Here is a 17,783-nt window from a genome sequence, read left to right on the forward strand (position 1 = left end):
AAGCGTTTGAAACATTTTAACATGCAAGTATGCATATACGTTTCAAATGCTTTTTTTATTATCTTCTACGACGACGGATTGTTTCGTCATCATCTTCATATTTACGAATTTCTTTTTCTAGTTGTTTCTTTTTACGTTCACGACGCCAATTTCTTGTGAAATACCATAATAAAAAGCTGATAATTAAACTGATAATGGCTAGAAAAGCAGCATATCCTAGTAATGGTTGAAATGAGATGTCATAAAAATTAGGAATAAAAAATGCTAAGACAGCTAACGCAACAAATGTAATTACTGCGGATACAAACCATTTCTTAAGTACTAAAGCACAGAAGACAGTTAAAATTATCATTGCAACTATTGTAATCCATAAATAGTTCGGCATATCAAAAATAGTCATGTATATCTCCTATCATAATAAAGATCTTTCTTTTAAATACTATACAATAATATGTAATTAAATTATACCCCTTTGCCTATAAGCATAACTCGACCTTGAGGCTTAATAATGAGTTTGAAAATGATATTGTGTATAATGATTGTGAAATGATTTTTAAGGGAGTGGAATTTATGACGTCAGGTTTACCATTTAGAAAAGATGTTCCAGAACTAGAAAAATGGAATTTAAATGATTTGTTTGATAGTGATGAACAATTTTATGACGCTTTAGATAATGTACTAAATCAAGCGAAGTCAATTAATCAACAATATAAAGGGAAAATTTCAGATGCTAAGATGATAAAAAAAGTATTATCAGAATTTGAAAATATTCTTATTCAACTTGATCGTCTTGGTAATTATGTGGAACTAAGACTAAGTGTTGATACTTCTAATACTGATGCACAAACATTAAGCGCAAAGTTATCGACAAATTATGGTAAGATTTCAAGTCAGTTATCCTTTGTAGAATCTGAAATATTAATGTTATCTGAAGAGATTATTAAAGAAGCAATAGAAGAATCTGATGTGCCTCACTACTTAGAGAAATTAATTGAAAGTAAGCCATATCAATTGTCACCTGAAGTGGAACAAGTAATGGCGAGTTTATCGCCTACTTTTCAAAGTGCATATGAATTATATGGCACAACGAAAATGCTTGATATTGTCTTCGAATCATTTGAACATAACAATGTGACATACCCTATGGATTACGCAACATTTGAAAATGAATACGAGGATAATGCTGATCCAGAATTTAGACAAAAAAGTTTTAAAAGCTTTAGTGATGCTCTGAAAAAATATCAACATACTACTGCTGCGACTTACAATCAACATGTGCAACAAGAAAAAATTGAGGCTGACTTAAGAGGATATGATTCTGTCATAGACTATTTATTACATGATCAAGAAGTTACACGAGAAATGTATGACAGACAAATCGACGTAATTATGAGTGATTTAGCACCTGTAATGCAAAAATATGCTAAATTATTACAACGTATACACGGTTTAAATAAAATGCGCTTTGAGGATTTAAAGGTTTCTGTTGATCCAAGCTATGAACCTGAAATATCAATCGAAGATTCTAAACAATATATTCATGGTGCTTTAAATGTACTGGGCGAAGATTATATACAAATGATTGAGCAAGCATATAGTGATCGTTGGATAGATTTTGCACAAAATAAAGGAAAAGACACAGGTGCTTACTGTGCTAGTCCTTATTATACACATTCATATGTATTCATTTCATGGACTGGAAAGATGACTGAAACGTTTGTACTAGCACACGAATTGGGACATGCAGGTCATTTTACATTGGCACAACAACATCAAAATTTATTAGATTCTGAAGCTTCAATGTACTTTGTAGAAGCACCATCTACCATGAATGAAATGTTAATGGCAAATTATCTATTCAGTAACAGTAAAGATCCTAAATTTAAACGTTGGGTAATTGGATCTATTTTATCACGCACATATTATCATAATATGGTAACTCACTTGTTAGAAGCTGCTTACCAACGTGAAGTATATCGCAAAGTTGATAATGGTGAGTCACTTACAGCACCCGTGCTTAATAAGATTATGAGAGACGTTTATGAACAATTCTTTGGCGATGCTGTTGAATTAACAGATGGAACTGAATTAACATGGATGCGTCAACCACATTACTATATGGGATTATACCCTTACACTTATTCTGCTGGTTTAACAATTGGTACGGTCGTTTCACAAAAAATTAAACAAGAAGGACAACCAGCTGTAGATGCATGGCTTGAAACTTTAAAAGCAGGTGGAAGTCAATCTCCTATTGAATTAGCAAAAATTGCAGGAGTTGATATTACTACTGATGCACCACTTAAAGCTACTATTAAATATATCTCTGATTTAGTTAATGAAGCGGAACAATTAACAGATGAAATTGAGCAACAAGACTAATTAAACTATGTATATATATTTTGATTAATAGTAAAACCCTGATAATAACTGATTTAATCAGTCTTATCAGGGTTTAATTGTTTGATTTTGGGTTATTTAGGATTTGATACTATATTATTTTTCATAATGTTCACCAGTATAGAAATAATAAACGCTCTCTGCAATATTTCTAACATGGTCTCCAACTCTTTCAAGATTTCGTGCAGCTAAATGTGCTTGGCCAGCTACAAAAGGGTCATTATCTATTAAATATGTTGTGTTAACTATATTTGCATAAAGATCATCAATATCTTTATCACGCTCAATAATTTCTTTAATTAACGTTATATCCTCTTGTTTCGTAGCTGTATTAAGATCTTGCAACATTAGCATTGCTAATTTCCCCATCGTTTTTAATCGAGTCAATACATAGTGATCTGTAATCTTTACTCGAAGACGAATATGCGCTATATGTGCTGCGTTATCTCCCATGCGTTCAAAGTCTGTGGAAATTTTTAAAGCTGCCATCATCATTCTTAAATCTGTAGCAATAGGTTGTTGCTTTGTAATTAACATAATAACTTTTTCATTAATATCATAATCTAAGTTATTGATTATTTTATCATTCTCAATGACTTGTCTTGCGAAATTTTTATCCTCTTCACTTAACGACACTAATGCATGTTCGAGATTAAAATAAACACGAAGACCAAGGTGACGAATATCCTTAATTAATTCACCTAATTGACCTTCGTATTTATGTCTAATAATGGTCATCATTATAGAATATTAACCAAAACGTCCTGAGATGTAGTCTTCTGTTTGTTTATCAGAAGGATTAGAGAAGATTTTATCAGTGTCGTCGTATTCGTTAACATAACCATTAAGGAAGAATGCAGTTTTATCAGATACACGTGCAGCTTGTTGCATGTTGTGTGTAACCATAATAATAGAGTAATTTTCTTTTAATTCTTGAACAAGTTCTTCAACTCTTAATGTAGAGATTGGGTCTAAAGCTGATGTAGGCTCGTCCATTAAAATAACATCTGGTTCAATAGCTAAACATCTAGCAATACAAACACGTTGTTGTTGCCCACCAGATAAACCGTAAGCGTTTGTGTGTAATCTATCTTTTAATTCATCCCAAATTGCCGCGCCACGTAATGATTTTTCTACGATTTCATCTAATAATTTTTTATCTTTAATACCGTGAGTTTTAGGACCATAAGTGATATTATCGTAAATTGATTTTGGGAATGGGTTTGGTTGTTGGAATACCATACCTACATTTGTTCTTAATTTTTCTTTAGAATAGTTTTCATCAAAAATATTTTGGTCACGGTATAGAATTTTACCAGCAGTTTTTACTGAAGGTACTAATTCTACCATACGATTTAATGTTTTAATATAAGTTGATTTACCACAACCAGATGGTCCAATAATAGCAGTTACATTATTTTCTAAAATATCTAAATTAATGTTTTGTAACGCATGTGTATCTCCGTACCATAAATCTAAGTTTTGTGTTGAATAAACTACTTTTTTATTGCTATCTGATTCTTTATTGTGTTTAACTTCATTTGATGAAACTACTGTTGAAATTGATTCTTGAGATTGATCAGTATGTTTTGCTAACTCTTTATCTTTAACATTTGTATTTGCCATAATTAAAACTCCTTTATATCTGTAGGATTGAAACGATAGTTATGCTCTATTAAAAACATGATATTATCGATTCAACCTTCACTCCCTAAATTATGTTGTATTTGATTGGATTAATATTTTCTAGAGAACTTGTTACGTAAGAAAATGGCTACTGCGTTCATTAGTAATAAGATTACAAGTAATATAATAATTGCTGCTGATGCAACATTTTGGAATTCAGCTTGAGGCATTTTAGCCCAAGTGTAAATTTGAGTTGGTAATGCTGTGAACATAGACATAATGCTTGTTGGTGTTGCTAATAGAATAGTTGGTATACCAATTAAGATTAATGGTGCTGTTTCTCCTAATGCGCGTGATAGTGATAAGATGAATCCAGTCAAAATACCAGGTAAAGCAGCCGGTAATACGACACGACGAATAGTTTGCCATTTATTTGCACCTAAGCCATAAGAAGCTTCGCGAACAGAATTAGGAACTGCTCTGATTGCCTCCTGACTTGATACGATAATAATCGGTAGAATTAACAATGACATTGTTAAAGCGGCAGCAATAACGCTATTTCCTAATGCTAATGCTTGAATACCGCCACCACGAACGAATAATGTTAATCCAAGTAAACCGAATACGATAGAAGGTACACCAGCTAAGTTAGAAATACTAATTTTAACGAAACTAGTAAAGAAATTGTCTTTAGCGTATTCTTCTAAATAAATCGCTGTACCTACACCAAGAACGATAGAGATTGGGATAATACTTATCATTAACCAAATTGTCCCTGCTAACGCACCTTTAATACCTGCTTGTGAAGGTGTAGAAGAAGAGAAATTTGTAAAGAAATCTGGTGTAAGATAGCCAACACCTTTAACAAATGTTTGTATCAATAATGCTGCAAGTACTAATAAAGCTATTACAATACATGTAAAGAATAACCATTTATTTAATTTATTTGTTTTACCACGATTTGAGATATTTTTTTCTACTTTGTTTTGGTCAATTAGTGATTTAGCTTTAGGATTTGTAGTAGCTGTCATATTAATACTCCTCTCTGAAGCGTTTCGAAATCCAATAAGAAATTAAGTTCATTATCAATGTGAAAATAAATAATGTGAAACCTACTGCATAAATACTGTAGTACATATCAGAACCGAATGTAGCATCTCCAGTTGCAACTTCAACAATATAACCAGTCATAGTTTGAATTGAATTCGTTAAGTTTAATGAAGCTGTTGGTGAACTACCTGCAGCTAATGAAACAATCATAGTTTCACCGATCGCTCTTGAAATACCTAATACGATTGAAGCTACAACACCTGAAGCTGCGGCTGGTAATACTACTTTAGTAGCAACTTCAAATTTTGTTGAACCTAAACCATAAGCACCCTCACGAATTTTGTTAGGAACAGATGCCATTGCATCTTCACTCATACTTGTAATTACTGGAACAATCATGATACCTACTACAATTCCTGGACTGACAGAGTTGAAACTATCAAGTGCTGGAATTATTGTTCTTAATACAGGTGTTACAAAAGTTAAAGCAAAGAAACCAAATACAATTGTTGGAATACCTGCTAAAATTTCAAGAATTGGTTTAATAATACGTCTTGCTTTGTCACTTGCGTATTCACTTAAGTAAATTGCAGCACCTAATCCAATTGGAACTGCGACGATAGTTGCAATTACTGTAATTTTCAACGTACCAATAACTAAAGCCCAAATACCATATTTAGGATCAGAACCAGTTGGGTTCCAGTCTTTAGTGAATAAAAATTCAACAATAGATACGCGTGTGAAGAATGTTATTGTCTCAGTTATCAAAGTGAAAAGAATACCAATTGTAGTTAAAATTGAGATTGCAGCTATAATTCCTAAAATAATAGGTACGATTTTATCACTGAAACCGCCCTTTTTAGCGTTATTTTTAGCTATCAAGTCTCTAACATTAGTTTCCGATGCCATATATAACCCTCTCTTTTTCTCCCAATAAATTTAAAAAAGCGCTAGAAATTATCAGGTAAACAATGAGTTCAAATTAACCTAAAACATTTTAACAATCACCCATATATTCGAGAACAAGGTAGCAGAGTTGCTACCTTGTAATACCCCTTGAATAATTCCCAGCCCTTTGATATTAATAATGATTATTATTTATCTGATTTTTTATCGTATTTTTTTAATTCTTTAAGTTCATCTTTGTAAGTTTTTTCTGGAGAAGCTACATAACCAGCATCTTCAGCAGATTTACCTTTGTCTTCTAATGTGAATTTGATGAATTCTTTCATAACATCATTATCTTTTAATGATTTTTCTTTAACATATAAGAATAATGGTCTACTTAAAGCATATGAACCGTCTTTGATTGTTTTCTTAGTTGGTTCAGTTGTTTTACCTTTATCGTCTTTGATTTTAACTTCTTTTAATTTATCTTTGTTTTGTTCGTAGAAGTTATAACCGAAGTAACCGATACCTTCTTTGTTTTTCTCTACTGATTGAACAATTACGTTAGTGTCTCCATTTTTCTCAGCTTTGATATCTTCTTTATTCATTACTTCTTCTTCAAAGAAATCATAAGTACCGTGACTTGAGTTTGGAGAGAAAGCTTTGATTTTTTTGTCAGGCCAGCTAGAGTTTACATCTTTCCAAGTTTTAGCTTCGCCGTTGTAGATTTTTTTTAATTGATCTTTAGATAATTCTTTAACAAAGTCGTTGTCTTTGTTAACTGCAACAGTTACACCATCTTGTGCAATTTTGAGTTCTTTATATTTAATGTCTTTATCTTCTAATTTTTGTTTTTCTTCATCTTTAATAGGTCTAGAAGCTTGTGAGAAATCAGTTTCGCCAGCGATGAATTTTTCAAAACCAGCACCAGTACCTGCTTGACCAGATGAAATAGTAGCGTTTGGATGATCTTTAGCCCATTTTTCGTTTAATTTCTCAACGATAGGAGCTACTGTTGATGAACCTTCACCTTTTGCTTCACCTTTAAGGTCTTTGCCATCTCCAGAACCACTTCCACTGCTATCTCCACCACCACATGCGCCTAATAATACTGAAGCGCCTAAAACAGTTGTACCAACTAATTGCCATTTTTTCATTAAAATATCCTCCTAATAGATAACCCAAAATGTTATATGTATTTCTTACAATGTTTATGATACATACTTTTTGTTAATATAAAATAGTTTAAATGTAAAGGTTTTGTTAAGATTGCAGGAAAATCAATATTTTTCATAAAAATTATCTATAAAAAAGACGGGAGTGATACAGAATTCATAATGAAATGCTGTATCACTCCCGTAAAGGTGACTGAAAGCGTAAAATATATTGTTAGTGTTGTATTTTACTTTGAATAAGTAATATGACTTTAAATTAATTTTTGACTTAATATTATTTAATTTTTAACGTTATTATTTTGTACTATTTAAACAACTATTTTAATAGAAGGAAAATGTTGATATTTATGATTATTTATCTTCTACTCGACTCCAACCCTTTTTGGTTAAAGAGATCTTGCCTGTTTCAATATTAATAATTTTATGTTTGTATAAATGACCTATTGCGCGTTTAAAAGAGCCTTTACTCATATTGAACACCTCTTTAATTGTTTCTGGGCTTGATTTATCCCAAAAAGGTAATTCACCTTCATATTCTACTAATAAATCGAATATTACTTGACCATCATCATCAAGACGTTCATGAGCTAAAGGTAAAAATGAACCATTGAGTTCCCCTTTGTTATTATGACCAATAACACGTACTTCTACTTCTTCACCTAATCGGGGTTCTTCTTTACGCTCTGATTCATGCACAAAGATTTTATAGCCTTCCTTCGATAATAAGAAACTACCAATTCTTAATAGTCGATATGGTCTAGCTTTAATCAGTTCATTCTGTTTTTCATCATCATATACAGGTGTAAACATTTTTTCTACAATTGTTTCACTAGCAAGACGAGCAAACATTTGATTTTCTCTATCTATACGTAATGTTACTAATACATAATCTCCAGTTTGTGGCCATAGTGATTTTACTTTTGGTAAATCTTCCCATGGGATTAGCACTTCTCTTGGTAAACCTACATCTACACGTGCACCATCTCGGTCTGTTTTTAACACTTTTGCAAAATCATATTTATCTTTTGTAATGTCAGGCATGTTTTGAGTAGCAAATAATTCGCCTGAGCGATTTGGATATATGAAGAAACTATATTCTTCACCTGTTTCTAATTCATCTTCATCATTGATTTCTGATTGATTTAATTTTACTTGTTCACCATTAGGACCTTTTAAAAGGTATGTAGAACCTTCTAAGCCAATGACTTCTAAAAATTCAATTGAACCAACAATATCTTTATCTAATGCCATAATATTCTCCTTCGAGGGTTTGTATTCTTCATTATTATAACATGCATACTAAAAACTATCATTCACGTGTTTAGTTTTGCATTAGGTCGAAACTATATAAAGAATATGATATAATTTTTCCGTTAGATAAACGATAAATAAAGGAGTAAATGCATGCTACAAGTAACTGATGTAAGTTTACGTTTTGGCGATCGTAAATTATTTGAAGATGTAAATATTAAGTTTACTGAAGGAAATTGTTATGGGCTTATCGGTGCTAATGGTGCTGGTAAATCAACGTTTTTAAAAATTTTATCAGGAGAAATTGATTCTCAAACAGGGCATGTTTCAATGGGTAAAGATGAACGTTTAGCTGTTTTGAAACAAGATCACTTCGCCTATGAAGAAGAACGTGTATTAGATGTTGTTATCAAAGGACACGAACACTTATATGAAGTCATGAAAGAAAAAGATGAAATTTATATGAAACCTGATTTCAGTGATGAGGATGGTATACGTGCCGCTGAACTAGAAGGTGAATTCGCCGAAATGAATGGTTGGAACGCAGAGGCTGACGCTGCTTCTTTACTTTCAGGTTTAGGCATATCTGCTGATTTACATGATAAGCAAATGTCAGAATTGGAAAATAATCAAAAAGTGAAAGTCTTATTAGCTCAAAGTTTATTTGGTGAGCCTGATGTACTTTTACTTGATGAGCCTACCAATGGTTTAGATATTCCTGCCATTAGTTGGTTAGAGGATTTCTTAATTAACTTCGATAATACTGTCATCGTGGTATCTCATGACCGTCACTTTTTAAACAATGTATGTACACATATTGCTGATTTAGATTTCGGTAAGATTAAATTATATGTAGGTAACTATGATTTCTGGTATCAATCTAGTCAATTAGCTCAAAAAATGGCTCAAGAACAAAATAAGAAAAAAGAAGAAAAAATTAAAGAGTTACAAGACTTTATTGCACGTTTCTCAGCTAATGCCTCTAAATCTAAACAGGCAACAAGTCGTAAGAAACAATTAGAAAAAATTGAATTAGATGATATACAACCATCTTCAAGACGTTATCCATATGTTAAATTCACACCAGAACGTGAAATCGGTAATGATTTATTAACTGTTCAAGGACTTTCTAAAACAATTGATGGTGAAAAAGTACTTGATAACATTTCATTCACTATGAATCCTAATGATAAAGCAATTTTGATTGGAGATAGTGAAATTGCAAAAACTACATTATTGAAAATTTTAGCTGGTGAAATGGAGCCTGATGAAGGTACATTTAAATGGGGTGTAACGACTTCATTAAGTTACTTCCCTAAAGATAACTCAGAGTTCTTTGAAGGCGTAGACATGAATTTAGTAGATTGGTTACGTCAATATGCACCTGAAGATGAACAAACAGAAACTTTCTTACGTGGTTTCTTAGGACGAATGTTATTTAGTGGTGAAGAAGTTAAAAAGAAAGCTAGTGTACTTTCTGGTGGTGAAAAAGTTCGCTGTATGTTAAGTAAAATGATGCTATCAAGTGCCAATGTTTTACTATTAGACGAACCTACTAACCATCTTGACTTAGAAAGTATTACAGCAGTAAATGATGGATTAGCTTCTTTCAAAGGATCAATCATCTTTACATCTTATGACTTTGAATTTATCAATACTATTGCAAATCGTGTGATTGATCTAAATCAATCAGGTGGTTTATCTAAAGAAGTTCCTTATGAAGAATATTTACAAGAGATTGGCGTATTACAAAAATAATCTATAAGTACATACGCACTTCCCTATTACTAAATTGGGGAGTGCGTATTTTACTATCTTTTTACCCATTTCATAAACCTTTGCTTACATATGGTAAAAGTACTTTCTAATTTTTCAGTCTATTTCAAAAAATCACAATTATCGGTTTACAGACACAATTGCCATATGTATAATATAAAACATAGCAATTGAATAAGAAATTGATGAGGCGCATCAATCATCAGTATATATTAGATAAACTGTCTGCAACAGCTAATATAGAAAGGGTGCGATGCCGAAATGAATCATAATCGCAGCTATGATTTGTTGGACTTTGTGGTTAAGAGCTGAAAGTTTGTCATTATTATTTAATAATGGAGTGCATCACTTGTATATAAATCACGAACAAGTTCGCACTTCCGAACTTGTTCTTTTTTATAGCGTGTGCCTCCCTATATTTTAGGAGGTAAAGTTTTGAAGCGAAGTGTTTTGAAGTTCGGTGGTTCATCCGTCGCTGATTTTACAAAGATAAAAAATATTGCAGAAATGCTTAAGAACCGTGTGGATGACGGTGAACAATTAATTGTAGTTGTTAGTGCTATGGGTAAAACAACAGATCAATTAATGGATAATGTATCAAATCTTACTGCTACACCTAAAGATGAGGAACTCGCCCTACTTTTAACGACCGGTGAACAACAGACGGTATCATATTTATCCATGGTGTTAAATGATATCGGTGTTAATGCTAGAGCAATGACTGGTTATCAAGCAGGTATTAAAACGATTGGCCATCATTTAAAAAGCAGAATTGCTGAAATCAATCCAGAAACATTTGATAAAGCATTCACCGACAAAGATGTGTTAGTCGTTGCTGGTTTCCAAGGTATTAATGATGCATTTGAACTTACAACGTTAGGACGTGGAGGATCAGATACAACGGCAGTTGCAATTGCTGCAAGTAATCAAATTCCATGTGAAATATATACTGACGTTGATGGCGTTTATGCCACTGACCCTCGAATATTAAGTAAGGCAAAACGTTTAGATTATGTTTCTTATGAAGAAATGATGGAAATGAGTGCATTAGGTGCAGGCGTACTTGAAACTCGAAGCGTAGAACTTGCTAAGAACTATGATATCCCATTGTATCTCGGTAGAACTTTATCAAATGAGAAAGGAACATGGATTATGTCAAGAGCAGACTTATTAGAGAAAAAAGCTGTAACAGGTGTAGCATTAGATAAACATATGATGCACGTTACAATTAGTTATCCCCTACCTGATAATCGTCTTTTAACGCAATTGTTCACAGCATTAGAAGAAGGTTCAGTAAATGTGGATATGATATCCCAAATAGTTAACGTTGAAGGATTGCAGCTATCATTCTCTATTAAAGATAGTGATGTACAACAAATTTCAACTATTTTGAGTAACCTTTCTTCTTCATTTAACGCATTGGATTATAAAATTAATGAAGAATACGTTAAAATTTCGCTTATTGGTTCGGGTATGAGAGATATGTCGGGCGTTGCATCAAAGGCTTTCATTACTTTAATTAATGCAAATATCCCATTCTATCAAACTACAACATCTGAAATTAGTATTTCTTATGTGATAGATGCTGATAATGGGGAAAAAGCGGTTGAAGTATTATACAATGCATTTGATATTTAAACATCAACATGCTACTTATAAATAATTTTTTTAAAATTCAAACAAATGATATTGGAGTGACTTTTATGACAAGATTAGCAGTAGTCGGAGCAACAGGTTTAGTTGGAACAAAAATGTTAGAAACAATTGATCGCAAAAACATCAAGTTCGATGAGTTAGTATTATTCTCATCAGCTAGATCAGCAGGAAAAGAAGTTCAATTTCAAGGCCAAACGTATGTTGTACAAGAATTAACAGAAGAAGCAGCAAGTGAAAAATTTGACTACGTTCTAATGAGTGCCGGTGGTGGCACAAGTGCACAATTCGCCCCAATCTTTGAAAAGGCAGGTGCAATTGTCATCGATAACTCTAGTCAATGGCGCATGACTGAAGATATTGACTTAATTGTGCCTGAAGTAAATCAACCTGAATTTAAGCGCGGCATTATTGCCAACCCTAACTGTTCTACAATTCAATCAGTAGTACCATTAAAAGTATTACAAGATCAATTTGGTTTAAAACGTGTTGCATATACAACTTATCAAGCTGTTTCAGGTTCAGGTATTAAAGGTAAAAGAGATTTAGCTGAAGGTGCAAATGGTAAAGAACCAGAAGCGTATCCTCACCCTATTTATAATAATGTATTACCACATATTGATGTATTCTTAGAGGATGGATATACAAAAGAAGAACAAAAAATGATTGATGAAACACGCAAGATTTTACATGAGCCTGAATTAAAAGTAACTGCAACATGTGCACGTGTTCCAGTACAAGATAGTCATAGTGTTGAAATTGACGTTACTTTAGATAAGGAAGCAACTGTACAGGAAATTAAAGATTTATTTGATAAAGACGAACGTGTTGTATTAGTTGATAACCCTGAAAAAAATGAATATCCTCAGGCGCTTAACTCTACTGGTAGAGATGAAGTATTTGTAGGCCGTATCCGTAGAGATGACTCATTAGATAATACATTCCACGTTTGGTGCACATCTGACAATTTATTGAAAGGTGCAGCATTGAATGCAGTACAAGTATTAGAGCAAGTAATCAATTTAAAAGGAGCTAGATAATATGCCACATTTATTCGAAGGTGTGGGAGTAGCACTTGCTACCCCATTCACAAATAATGAAGTTGATTATAATGCATTAGAGAGACATGTAGATTTCCTATTAGACAATGGTGTAAAAGCAATTATCGTTAATGGAACTACAGCTGAGAGCCCTACTTTAACTGAAGAAGAAAAAGAACAAGTATTGGAATCAGTTATAAAGCAAGTTAATCATCGTGTGAATATTATTGCAGGTACAGGTACGAATAATACTGCCAAATCAATTCAAGCATCTCAACGCGCTAAAGCACTTGGTGCAGATGCAATTATGTTAATTACCCCCTACTACAATAAAACAAATCAACGTGGCTTAGTTAAACACTTCGAAACGATTGCGAATGAAGTTGAATTGCCAGTTGTACTATATAATGTACCTTCTCGTACAAATATGACAATTGAACCAGAGACAGTTGAAACATTAAGTCATAACCAATATATTGTTGCAATCAAAGATGCCACAAATGACTTTGAATATTATGAAGACGTTAAAAGTCGTATCAATCAAGAAGAATTCGCTTTATATAGTGGTAATGATGATAATGTTGTCGAATTTTATCAAAGAGGTGGCAATGGTGTTATCTCAGTTATTGCAAATGCAATTCCTAAAGAATTCCAAGCTTTATATGATGCTAAACAAAGTGGACAAGATATTTCAAACGATTTCGAACCAATTAGTAAATTATTAGATGCCCTTTCTGTAGATGTTAATCCTATTCCAATTAAAACGTTAACAAGTCATTTAGGTTTTGGTAATTATGAATTGCGTTTACCACTTCTTCCGTTAGAAGATGCAGATGCCAAAGTCTTAATCAATGCATTTGAACAGTTTAAAGCAGGTGAACTTTAATGAAAATTTTACTTATTGGTTACGGTGCAATGAATCAAAGAGTAGCTCGCTTAGCAGAGGAAAAAGGTCATGAAATTATAGGTGTTATTGAACCTCAAAAAAATGAGACAACACCATATACACACTATGATCACATTGCTGATGCACAAAATGAAGCGGATGTAGCGATTGATTTTTCAAATCCTAATCTATTGTTACCACTTCTTGAAGAAGAGTTTCAATTACCTTTAGTTATAGCTACTACAGGTGAAAAAGAAAAATTAGTTGAAAAGTTAAATGAATTAAGCCATAACATGCCCATATTCTTTAGTGCAAATATGAGTTATGGTGTACATGCTTTAACTAAAATATTAGAAGCAGCTGTACCACTTCTTCAAGATTATGATATCGAGTTGACTGAAGCACATCATAATAAAAAAGTAGATGCTCCTAGTGGTACATTAGTAAAAATATATGATGTTATTAAAGACTTACGCCAAAATATCACACCAGTTTATGATCGACATGAACATACAGAACAACGCACTAAAGATGAAGTTGGCATTCACTCTATTCGAGGTGGGACTATTGTAGGTGAACATGATGTATTATTTGCAGGAACAGATGAAACCATTACAATCTCACATAAAGCACAGTCTAAAGATATTTTTGCAAATGGAGCAATCACTGCTGCTGAAAAATTAATAAACCAATCTAGCGGTTATTACACGTTTGACAACTTATAAGATATAAAATCTAGAAAATATTAAGGAGAGACTTAAATTATGGTACAACATTTATCAGCTGAGGAAATTATTCAATATATTAGTGACGCCAAAAAATCTACACCATTAAAAGTATATGTTAATGGCAATTTTGATGGTGTTACCTTCCCTGATTCTTTTAAAGTATTTGGTTCCGACAATTCTAAAGTAATCTTTTGTGAAGCCGATGATTGGAAATCATTCTATGAATCAAATCAAAATACAATTACTGAGTTAGAAATTGAAATGGATCGTCGTAATTCAGCAATTCCACTTAAAGACTTAACAAATACAAATGCGCGTATTGAACCAGGTGCATTTATACGTGAACAAGCTATTATTGAAGACGGTGCTGTCGTTATGATGGGCGCAACAATCAATATTGGTGCTGTAGTTGGTGAAGGAACTATGATTGATATGAATGCTACATTAGGCGGTCGTGCGACAACTGGTAAGAATGTGCATGTAGGTGCTGGCGCCGTTCTAGCTGGCGTAATTGAGCCTCCTAGTGCTTCACCAGTAGTCATAGATGATAATGTATTAATTGGTGCTAATGCAGTTATTTTAGAAGGTGTTCATGTTGGTGAAGGCGCGATTGTCGCTGCAGGTGCTATTGTTACTCAAGATGTTCCAGCTGGTGCAGTTGTAGCTGGTACCCCTGCTAAAGTGATTAAACAAACTTCGGAAGTTGAAGACTCTAAACGTGAAATTGTTTCAGCATTAAGAAAATTAAATGACTAATGATATGAGTATTTGATAAGTGGCAATGACAAAAGACTATTTTATAGCTGTATTGCATAATCACAATGGCCTTATTGAACTGAGAAGGCGCTTAACTGAGCCCTTCTCAGTTTTAGTTATTCTTATGAAGAGTGGATTTGGCATAATAAAGCGTATTTATTTAGAATTTTTACCAATAGACCCAAGCAGTGGACAAAAAAACCATGCGACTCTATTTCAAAATTAATACTATTTTAAATTAATATCACCTCATACATAAAAAGATGAAATAAGTTACAATATTAATAAGACAAATTAAGTTAATAAAGGAATGATATGATGAGTGAATTAGAGTTTGTAACTAAACATAGAAGACATTTACATCAACATCCAGAATTAAGTTTACATGAATTCGAGACGACAAATTACATCACACAGTTTTTAGACGAATTAGGAGTGTCATATGAGCGCCCTCTTGAAACTGGTGCAATAGCATACTTAAACGGTAATAGTGATCATACCATTGCATTTCGTGCGGATATCGATGCGTTACCAATTTTTGAAGAAAATGATGTCGATTATCGAAGTCAAACGGATAATGTAATGCATGCATGTGGTCACGACGGACATACAACGGCATTAATGTTATTTGTTAAACGCTGCAAAGAAATGTTCGATAAAGGAACGCTTCCACACAACGTTGTATTCATCTTCCAACCTGCCGAAGAAACTGGTGGCGGAGCGAATCGTCTAATTAAAGCAGGTGCGTTTAATAACTATCCAATAGAAGCTGTTTTTGGAATCCATGTTAATCCATTTGCCGATGAAGGACAAGTTGTTATCCGTGATGAAGAAATTACAGCAAGTGCAACTGAATATCGCTTCTTCTTAAAAGGATTATCAAGTCATGTTGCAGATAAAGAGCAAGGTCATTCCTGTGGTGAAGCCCTTCTACACGTTCTAAATCAAGTAGGACAAATACAACAGTATCATCTTAATGGCTTAAAACGAAATATTGTTCATATGGGTCATTTTGAAGCTGGAGAAGCTATTAACACTGTAGCTAGCCATGGATATTTAGAAGGAACGATTCGAACTTATGATCCAAATGATTTAAATGTAGTAAAAACGCAAATGCATAAAATTGCTGAGAGTGTAAGCTTATTATTTAATGTGGATTGTGAAGTGAAATTTGAAGAAGGCTACCCACCTACTATGAACAGTCCTAAATTGCGTGCGAGTGTAGAACAAGCAATTAATGCTGCAAATCTAGAAGTTATAGATAAACCCCTACCATTTTTATTTGGTGAAGACTTTAGCTTCTATGGTCAACAGTTAGCCCCTGCCTACTTTGCATTCGTTGGTACGCGTAATGAAGACAAAGGTTATGTGACTGGACTTCATACGTCTCATCTTAATTTTGATGAGAAAGTATTAATCTATGTAGCAAATTATTATGAACAATTATTAATGCATTATGGAGAGGAGTAATTCACATTGACAGCAATATGGTCCGTCGATAAAGAAGCGTTTTTACAAAATGCTATTAAAGTTAAAAATGATAATTCAATTATGGCTGTGGTGAAGAACAACGCTTATCATTATGGTTTGGAGTTTGCTGTTACTACTTTTTTAAAAGCTAGAATTAATACATTCAGCACTACCTCTTTAAAAGAAGCCATTAAAGTACGAGAAATAGCACCTGATGCCACTATATTCTTAATGAACGCTGTTTATGATTTTGAAAAAGTAAGAAAATATCAAATACAAATGACTTTACCGTCATTAGCCTATTATTACAAATATAAGAATGATTTGAATGGTGTCAAAGTGCACTTAGAATTTGAAAATTTACTTCATCGTTCAGGATTTAAAACATTAGAAGAAATTAGAGAAGTACTCAATGATCATTATATTAACTCAAATGAAGACAAAATGATTATTAGTGGATTGTGGACGCACTTTGGTTATGCAGATGAATTTGATGTGCCTGAGTATAGTATAGAACGTGAAGCATGGTTAAATATAGTCGATACCTTATTAGATGAGGGTTATCAATTTGATTTAATTCATGCGCAAAATAGTGCAAGTTACTATCGTGAAGGTCAGAAACTTTTACCCTATCATACACATGCGCGTGTAGGCATTGCATTGTATGGTTCTCGACCATATAGTGATTTAGATGAGTATAGTATTAAACAATCTCTTACTGTAAAAGGTAATGTGATACAAGTGCGTGAAGTGAATGCTGGAGATAATTGTGGGTATAGTTTTGCATTTGAAGCTACAAGAGATCATACACGATTAGCAGTTGTAGATGTAGGCTATGGAGATGGTATTCTTAAATCGAGAGCTAAACATGAAGCTTTAATTAAAGGTAAACGCTACCCTATTCGCGCATTAATGATGAGTCACATGTTTGTAGAAGTTGATGATGAAGTCCATGCACAAGATGAAGTGATATTATATAATAACGATATACGCATTGATGAATATACATTCAAAGGTGTAGGCGCTAACTCAGAACAACTTAGTGCGATGAATCATGATTCTCTCATAAAGGAGTATAGATAAA

At 33.0% G+C, this 17,783-nt stretch carries 17 protein-coding genes and 1 riboswitch; of the genes, 10 read left to right on the top strand and 7 right to left on the bottom strand.

Features of this window, described 5'->3' with window-relative positions; translation table 11 throughout:
- Positions 1–58: 58 nt before the first annotated feature.
- Entirely contained in the window at positions 59–400 is a 342-nt protein-coding gene (locus HMPREF2737_RS02175) for a membrane protein (protein ID WP_037537113.1), read from the bottom strand.
- A 170-nt stretch (positions 401–570) separates the two neighbouring features.
- On the opposite strand from HMPREF2737_RS02175, the gene pepF reads away from it, so the two are divergent.
- A complete protein-coding gene (gene pepF, locus HMPREF2737_RS02180) occupies positions 571–2,382 on the top strand; it encodes an oligoendopeptidase F (protein ID WP_037551392.1) in 1,812 nt (603 codons plus the stop codon).
- Positions 2,383–2,496: 114 nt separating this feature from the next.
- Here pepF and phoU read toward each other — a convergent pair whose 3' ends face one another.
- The 6 genes from phoU to cvfB all read right to left on the bottom strand — a co-directional run bounded on the left by phoU (position 2,497) and on the right by cvfB (position 8,390).
- The gene (gene phoU / locus HMPREF2737_RS02185; RefSeq protein ID WP_037551427.1) at positions 2,497–3,138 is read right to left on the bottom strand and encodes a phosphate signaling complex protein PhoU; all 642 of its coding nucleotides are present in this window, start codon (positions 3,136–3,138) and stop codon (positions 2,497–2,499) included.
- A gap of 12 nt (positions 3,139–3,150) precedes the next feature.
- Positions 3,151–4,026, bottom strand: coding sequence for a phosphate ABC transporter ATP-binding protein PstB (gene pstB / locus HMPREF2737_RS02190; RefSeq protein ID WP_037551394.1), 876 nt, complete (start codon positions 4,024–4,026; stop codon positions 3,151–3,153).
- Positions 4,027–4,136: 110 nt separating this feature from the next.
- Positions 4,137–5,057 (bottom strand): phosphate ABC transporter permease PstA, encoded by a 921-nt coding sequence (gene pstA, locus HMPREF2737_RS02195; RefSeq protein WP_037551395.1) that lies wholly within the window; start codon positions 5,055–5,057, stop codon positions 4,137–4,139.
- 1 nt (position 5,058) lies between these two features.
- The gene (gene pstC, locus HMPREF2737_RS02200; protein ID WP_011275815.1) at positions 5,059–5,985 is read right to left on the bottom strand and encodes a phosphate ABC transporter permease subunit PstC; all 927 of its coding nucleotides are present in this window, start codon (positions 5,983–5,985) and stop codon (positions 5,059–5,061) included.
- Between the two features lie 185 nt (positions 5,986–6,170).
- Complete coding sequence (locus HMPREF2737_RS02205) at positions 6,171–7,121, bottom strand: PstS family phosphate ABC transporter substrate-binding protein (protein WP_037551398.1); 951 nt, start codon at positions 7,119–7,121, stop codon at positions 6,171–6,173.
- Between the two features lie 369 nt (positions 7,122–7,490).
- Complete coding sequence (gene cvfB / locus HMPREF2737_RS02210; protein ID WP_037551402.1) at positions 7,491–8,390, bottom strand: RNA-binding virulence regulatory protein CvfB; 900 nt, start codon at positions 8,388–8,390, stop codon at positions 7,491–7,493.
- Positions 8,391–8,543: 153 nt separating this feature from the next.
- On the opposite strand from cvfB, the gene HMPREF2737_RS02215 reads away from it, so the two are divergent.
- The 9 genes from HMPREF2737_RS02215 to HMPREF2737_RS02255 all read left to right on the top strand — a co-directional run bounded on the left by HMPREF2737_RS02215 (position 8,544) and on the right by HMPREF2737_RS02255 (position 17,782).
- Positions 8,544–10,148, top strand: a complete 1,605-nt coding sequence (locus HMPREF2737_RS02215) for an ABC-F family ATP-binding cassette domain-containing protein (RefSeq protein WP_037551403.1) — start codon at positions 8,544–8,546, stop codon at positions 10,146–10,148.
- A gap of 195 nt (positions 10,149–10,343) precedes the next feature.
- Positions 10,344–10,520: riboswitch (Lysine riboswitch) on the top strand.
- Between the two features lie 81 nt (positions 10,521–10,601).
- A complete protein-coding gene (locus HMPREF2737_RS02220; RefSeq protein ID WP_037551404.1) occupies positions 10,602–11,804 on the top strand; it encodes an aspartate kinase in 1,203 nt (400 codons plus the stop codon).
- Positions 11,805–11,869: 65 nt separating this feature from the next.
- Positions 11,870–12,859, top strand: coding sequence for an aspartate-semialdehyde dehydrogenase (locus tag HMPREF2737_RS02225; protein WP_011275809.1), 990 nt, complete (start codon positions 11,870–11,872; stop codon positions 12,857–12,859).
- A 1-nt stretch (position 12,860) separates the two neighbouring features.
- The gene (gene dapA, locus HMPREF2737_RS02230) at positions 12,861–13,745 is read left to right on the top strand and encodes a 4-hydroxy-tetrahydrodipicolinate synthase (protein WP_037551405.1); all 885 of its coding nucleotides are present in this window, start codon (positions 12,861–12,863) and stop codon (positions 13,743–13,745) included.
- The gene (gene dapB / locus HMPREF2737_RS02235; RefSeq protein WP_037551407.1) at positions 13,745–14,470 is read left to right on the top strand and encodes a 4-hydroxy-tetrahydrodipicolinate reductase; all 726 of its coding nucleotides are present in this window, start codon (positions 13,745–13,747) and stop codon (positions 14,468–14,470) included. Before dapA ends, dapB begins: the two co-directional genes overlap by 1 nt.
- 39 nt (positions 14,471–14,509) lie before the next feature.
- Complete coding sequence (gene dapD / locus HMPREF2737_RS02240) at positions 14,510–15,229, top strand: 2,3,4,5-tetrahydropyridine-2,6-dicarboxylate N-acetyltransferase (protein WP_037551410.1); 720 nt, start codon at positions 14,510–14,512, stop codon at positions 15,227–15,229.
- 19 nt (positions 15,230–15,248) lie between these two features.
- Positions 15,249–15,455 carry a hypothetical protein gene (locus tag HMPREF2737_RS02245; protein WP_037551412.1) on the top strand — a complete coding sequence of 69 codons (207 nt, stop codon included), beginning with the start codon at positions 15,249–15,251 and terminating at the stop codon, positions 15,453–15,455.
- 92 nt (positions 15,456–15,547) lie between these two features.
- On the top strand, positions 15,548–16,699 hold the full coding sequence (locus tag HMPREF2737_RS02250) for an amidohydrolase (protein WP_037551414.1): 1,152 nt from the start codon (positions 15,548–15,550) through the stop codon (positions 16,697–16,699).
- A gap of 6 nt (positions 16,700–16,705) precedes the next feature.
- Positions 16,706–17,782: an alanine racemase gene (locus HMPREF2737_RS02255; RefSeq protein WP_037551415.1), complete on the top strand. Its 1,077-nt coding sequence runs from the start codon at positions 16,706–16,708 to the stop codon at positions 17,780–17,782.
- Position 17,783: the final 1 nt, after the last annotated feature.

Source organism: Staphylococcus sp. HMSC069D12 (genome assembly GCF_001810405.1).
GTDB classification, from domain to species: Bacteria; Bacillota; Bacilli; order Staphylococcales; family Staphylococcaceae; genus Staphylococcus; species Staphylococcus haemolyticus.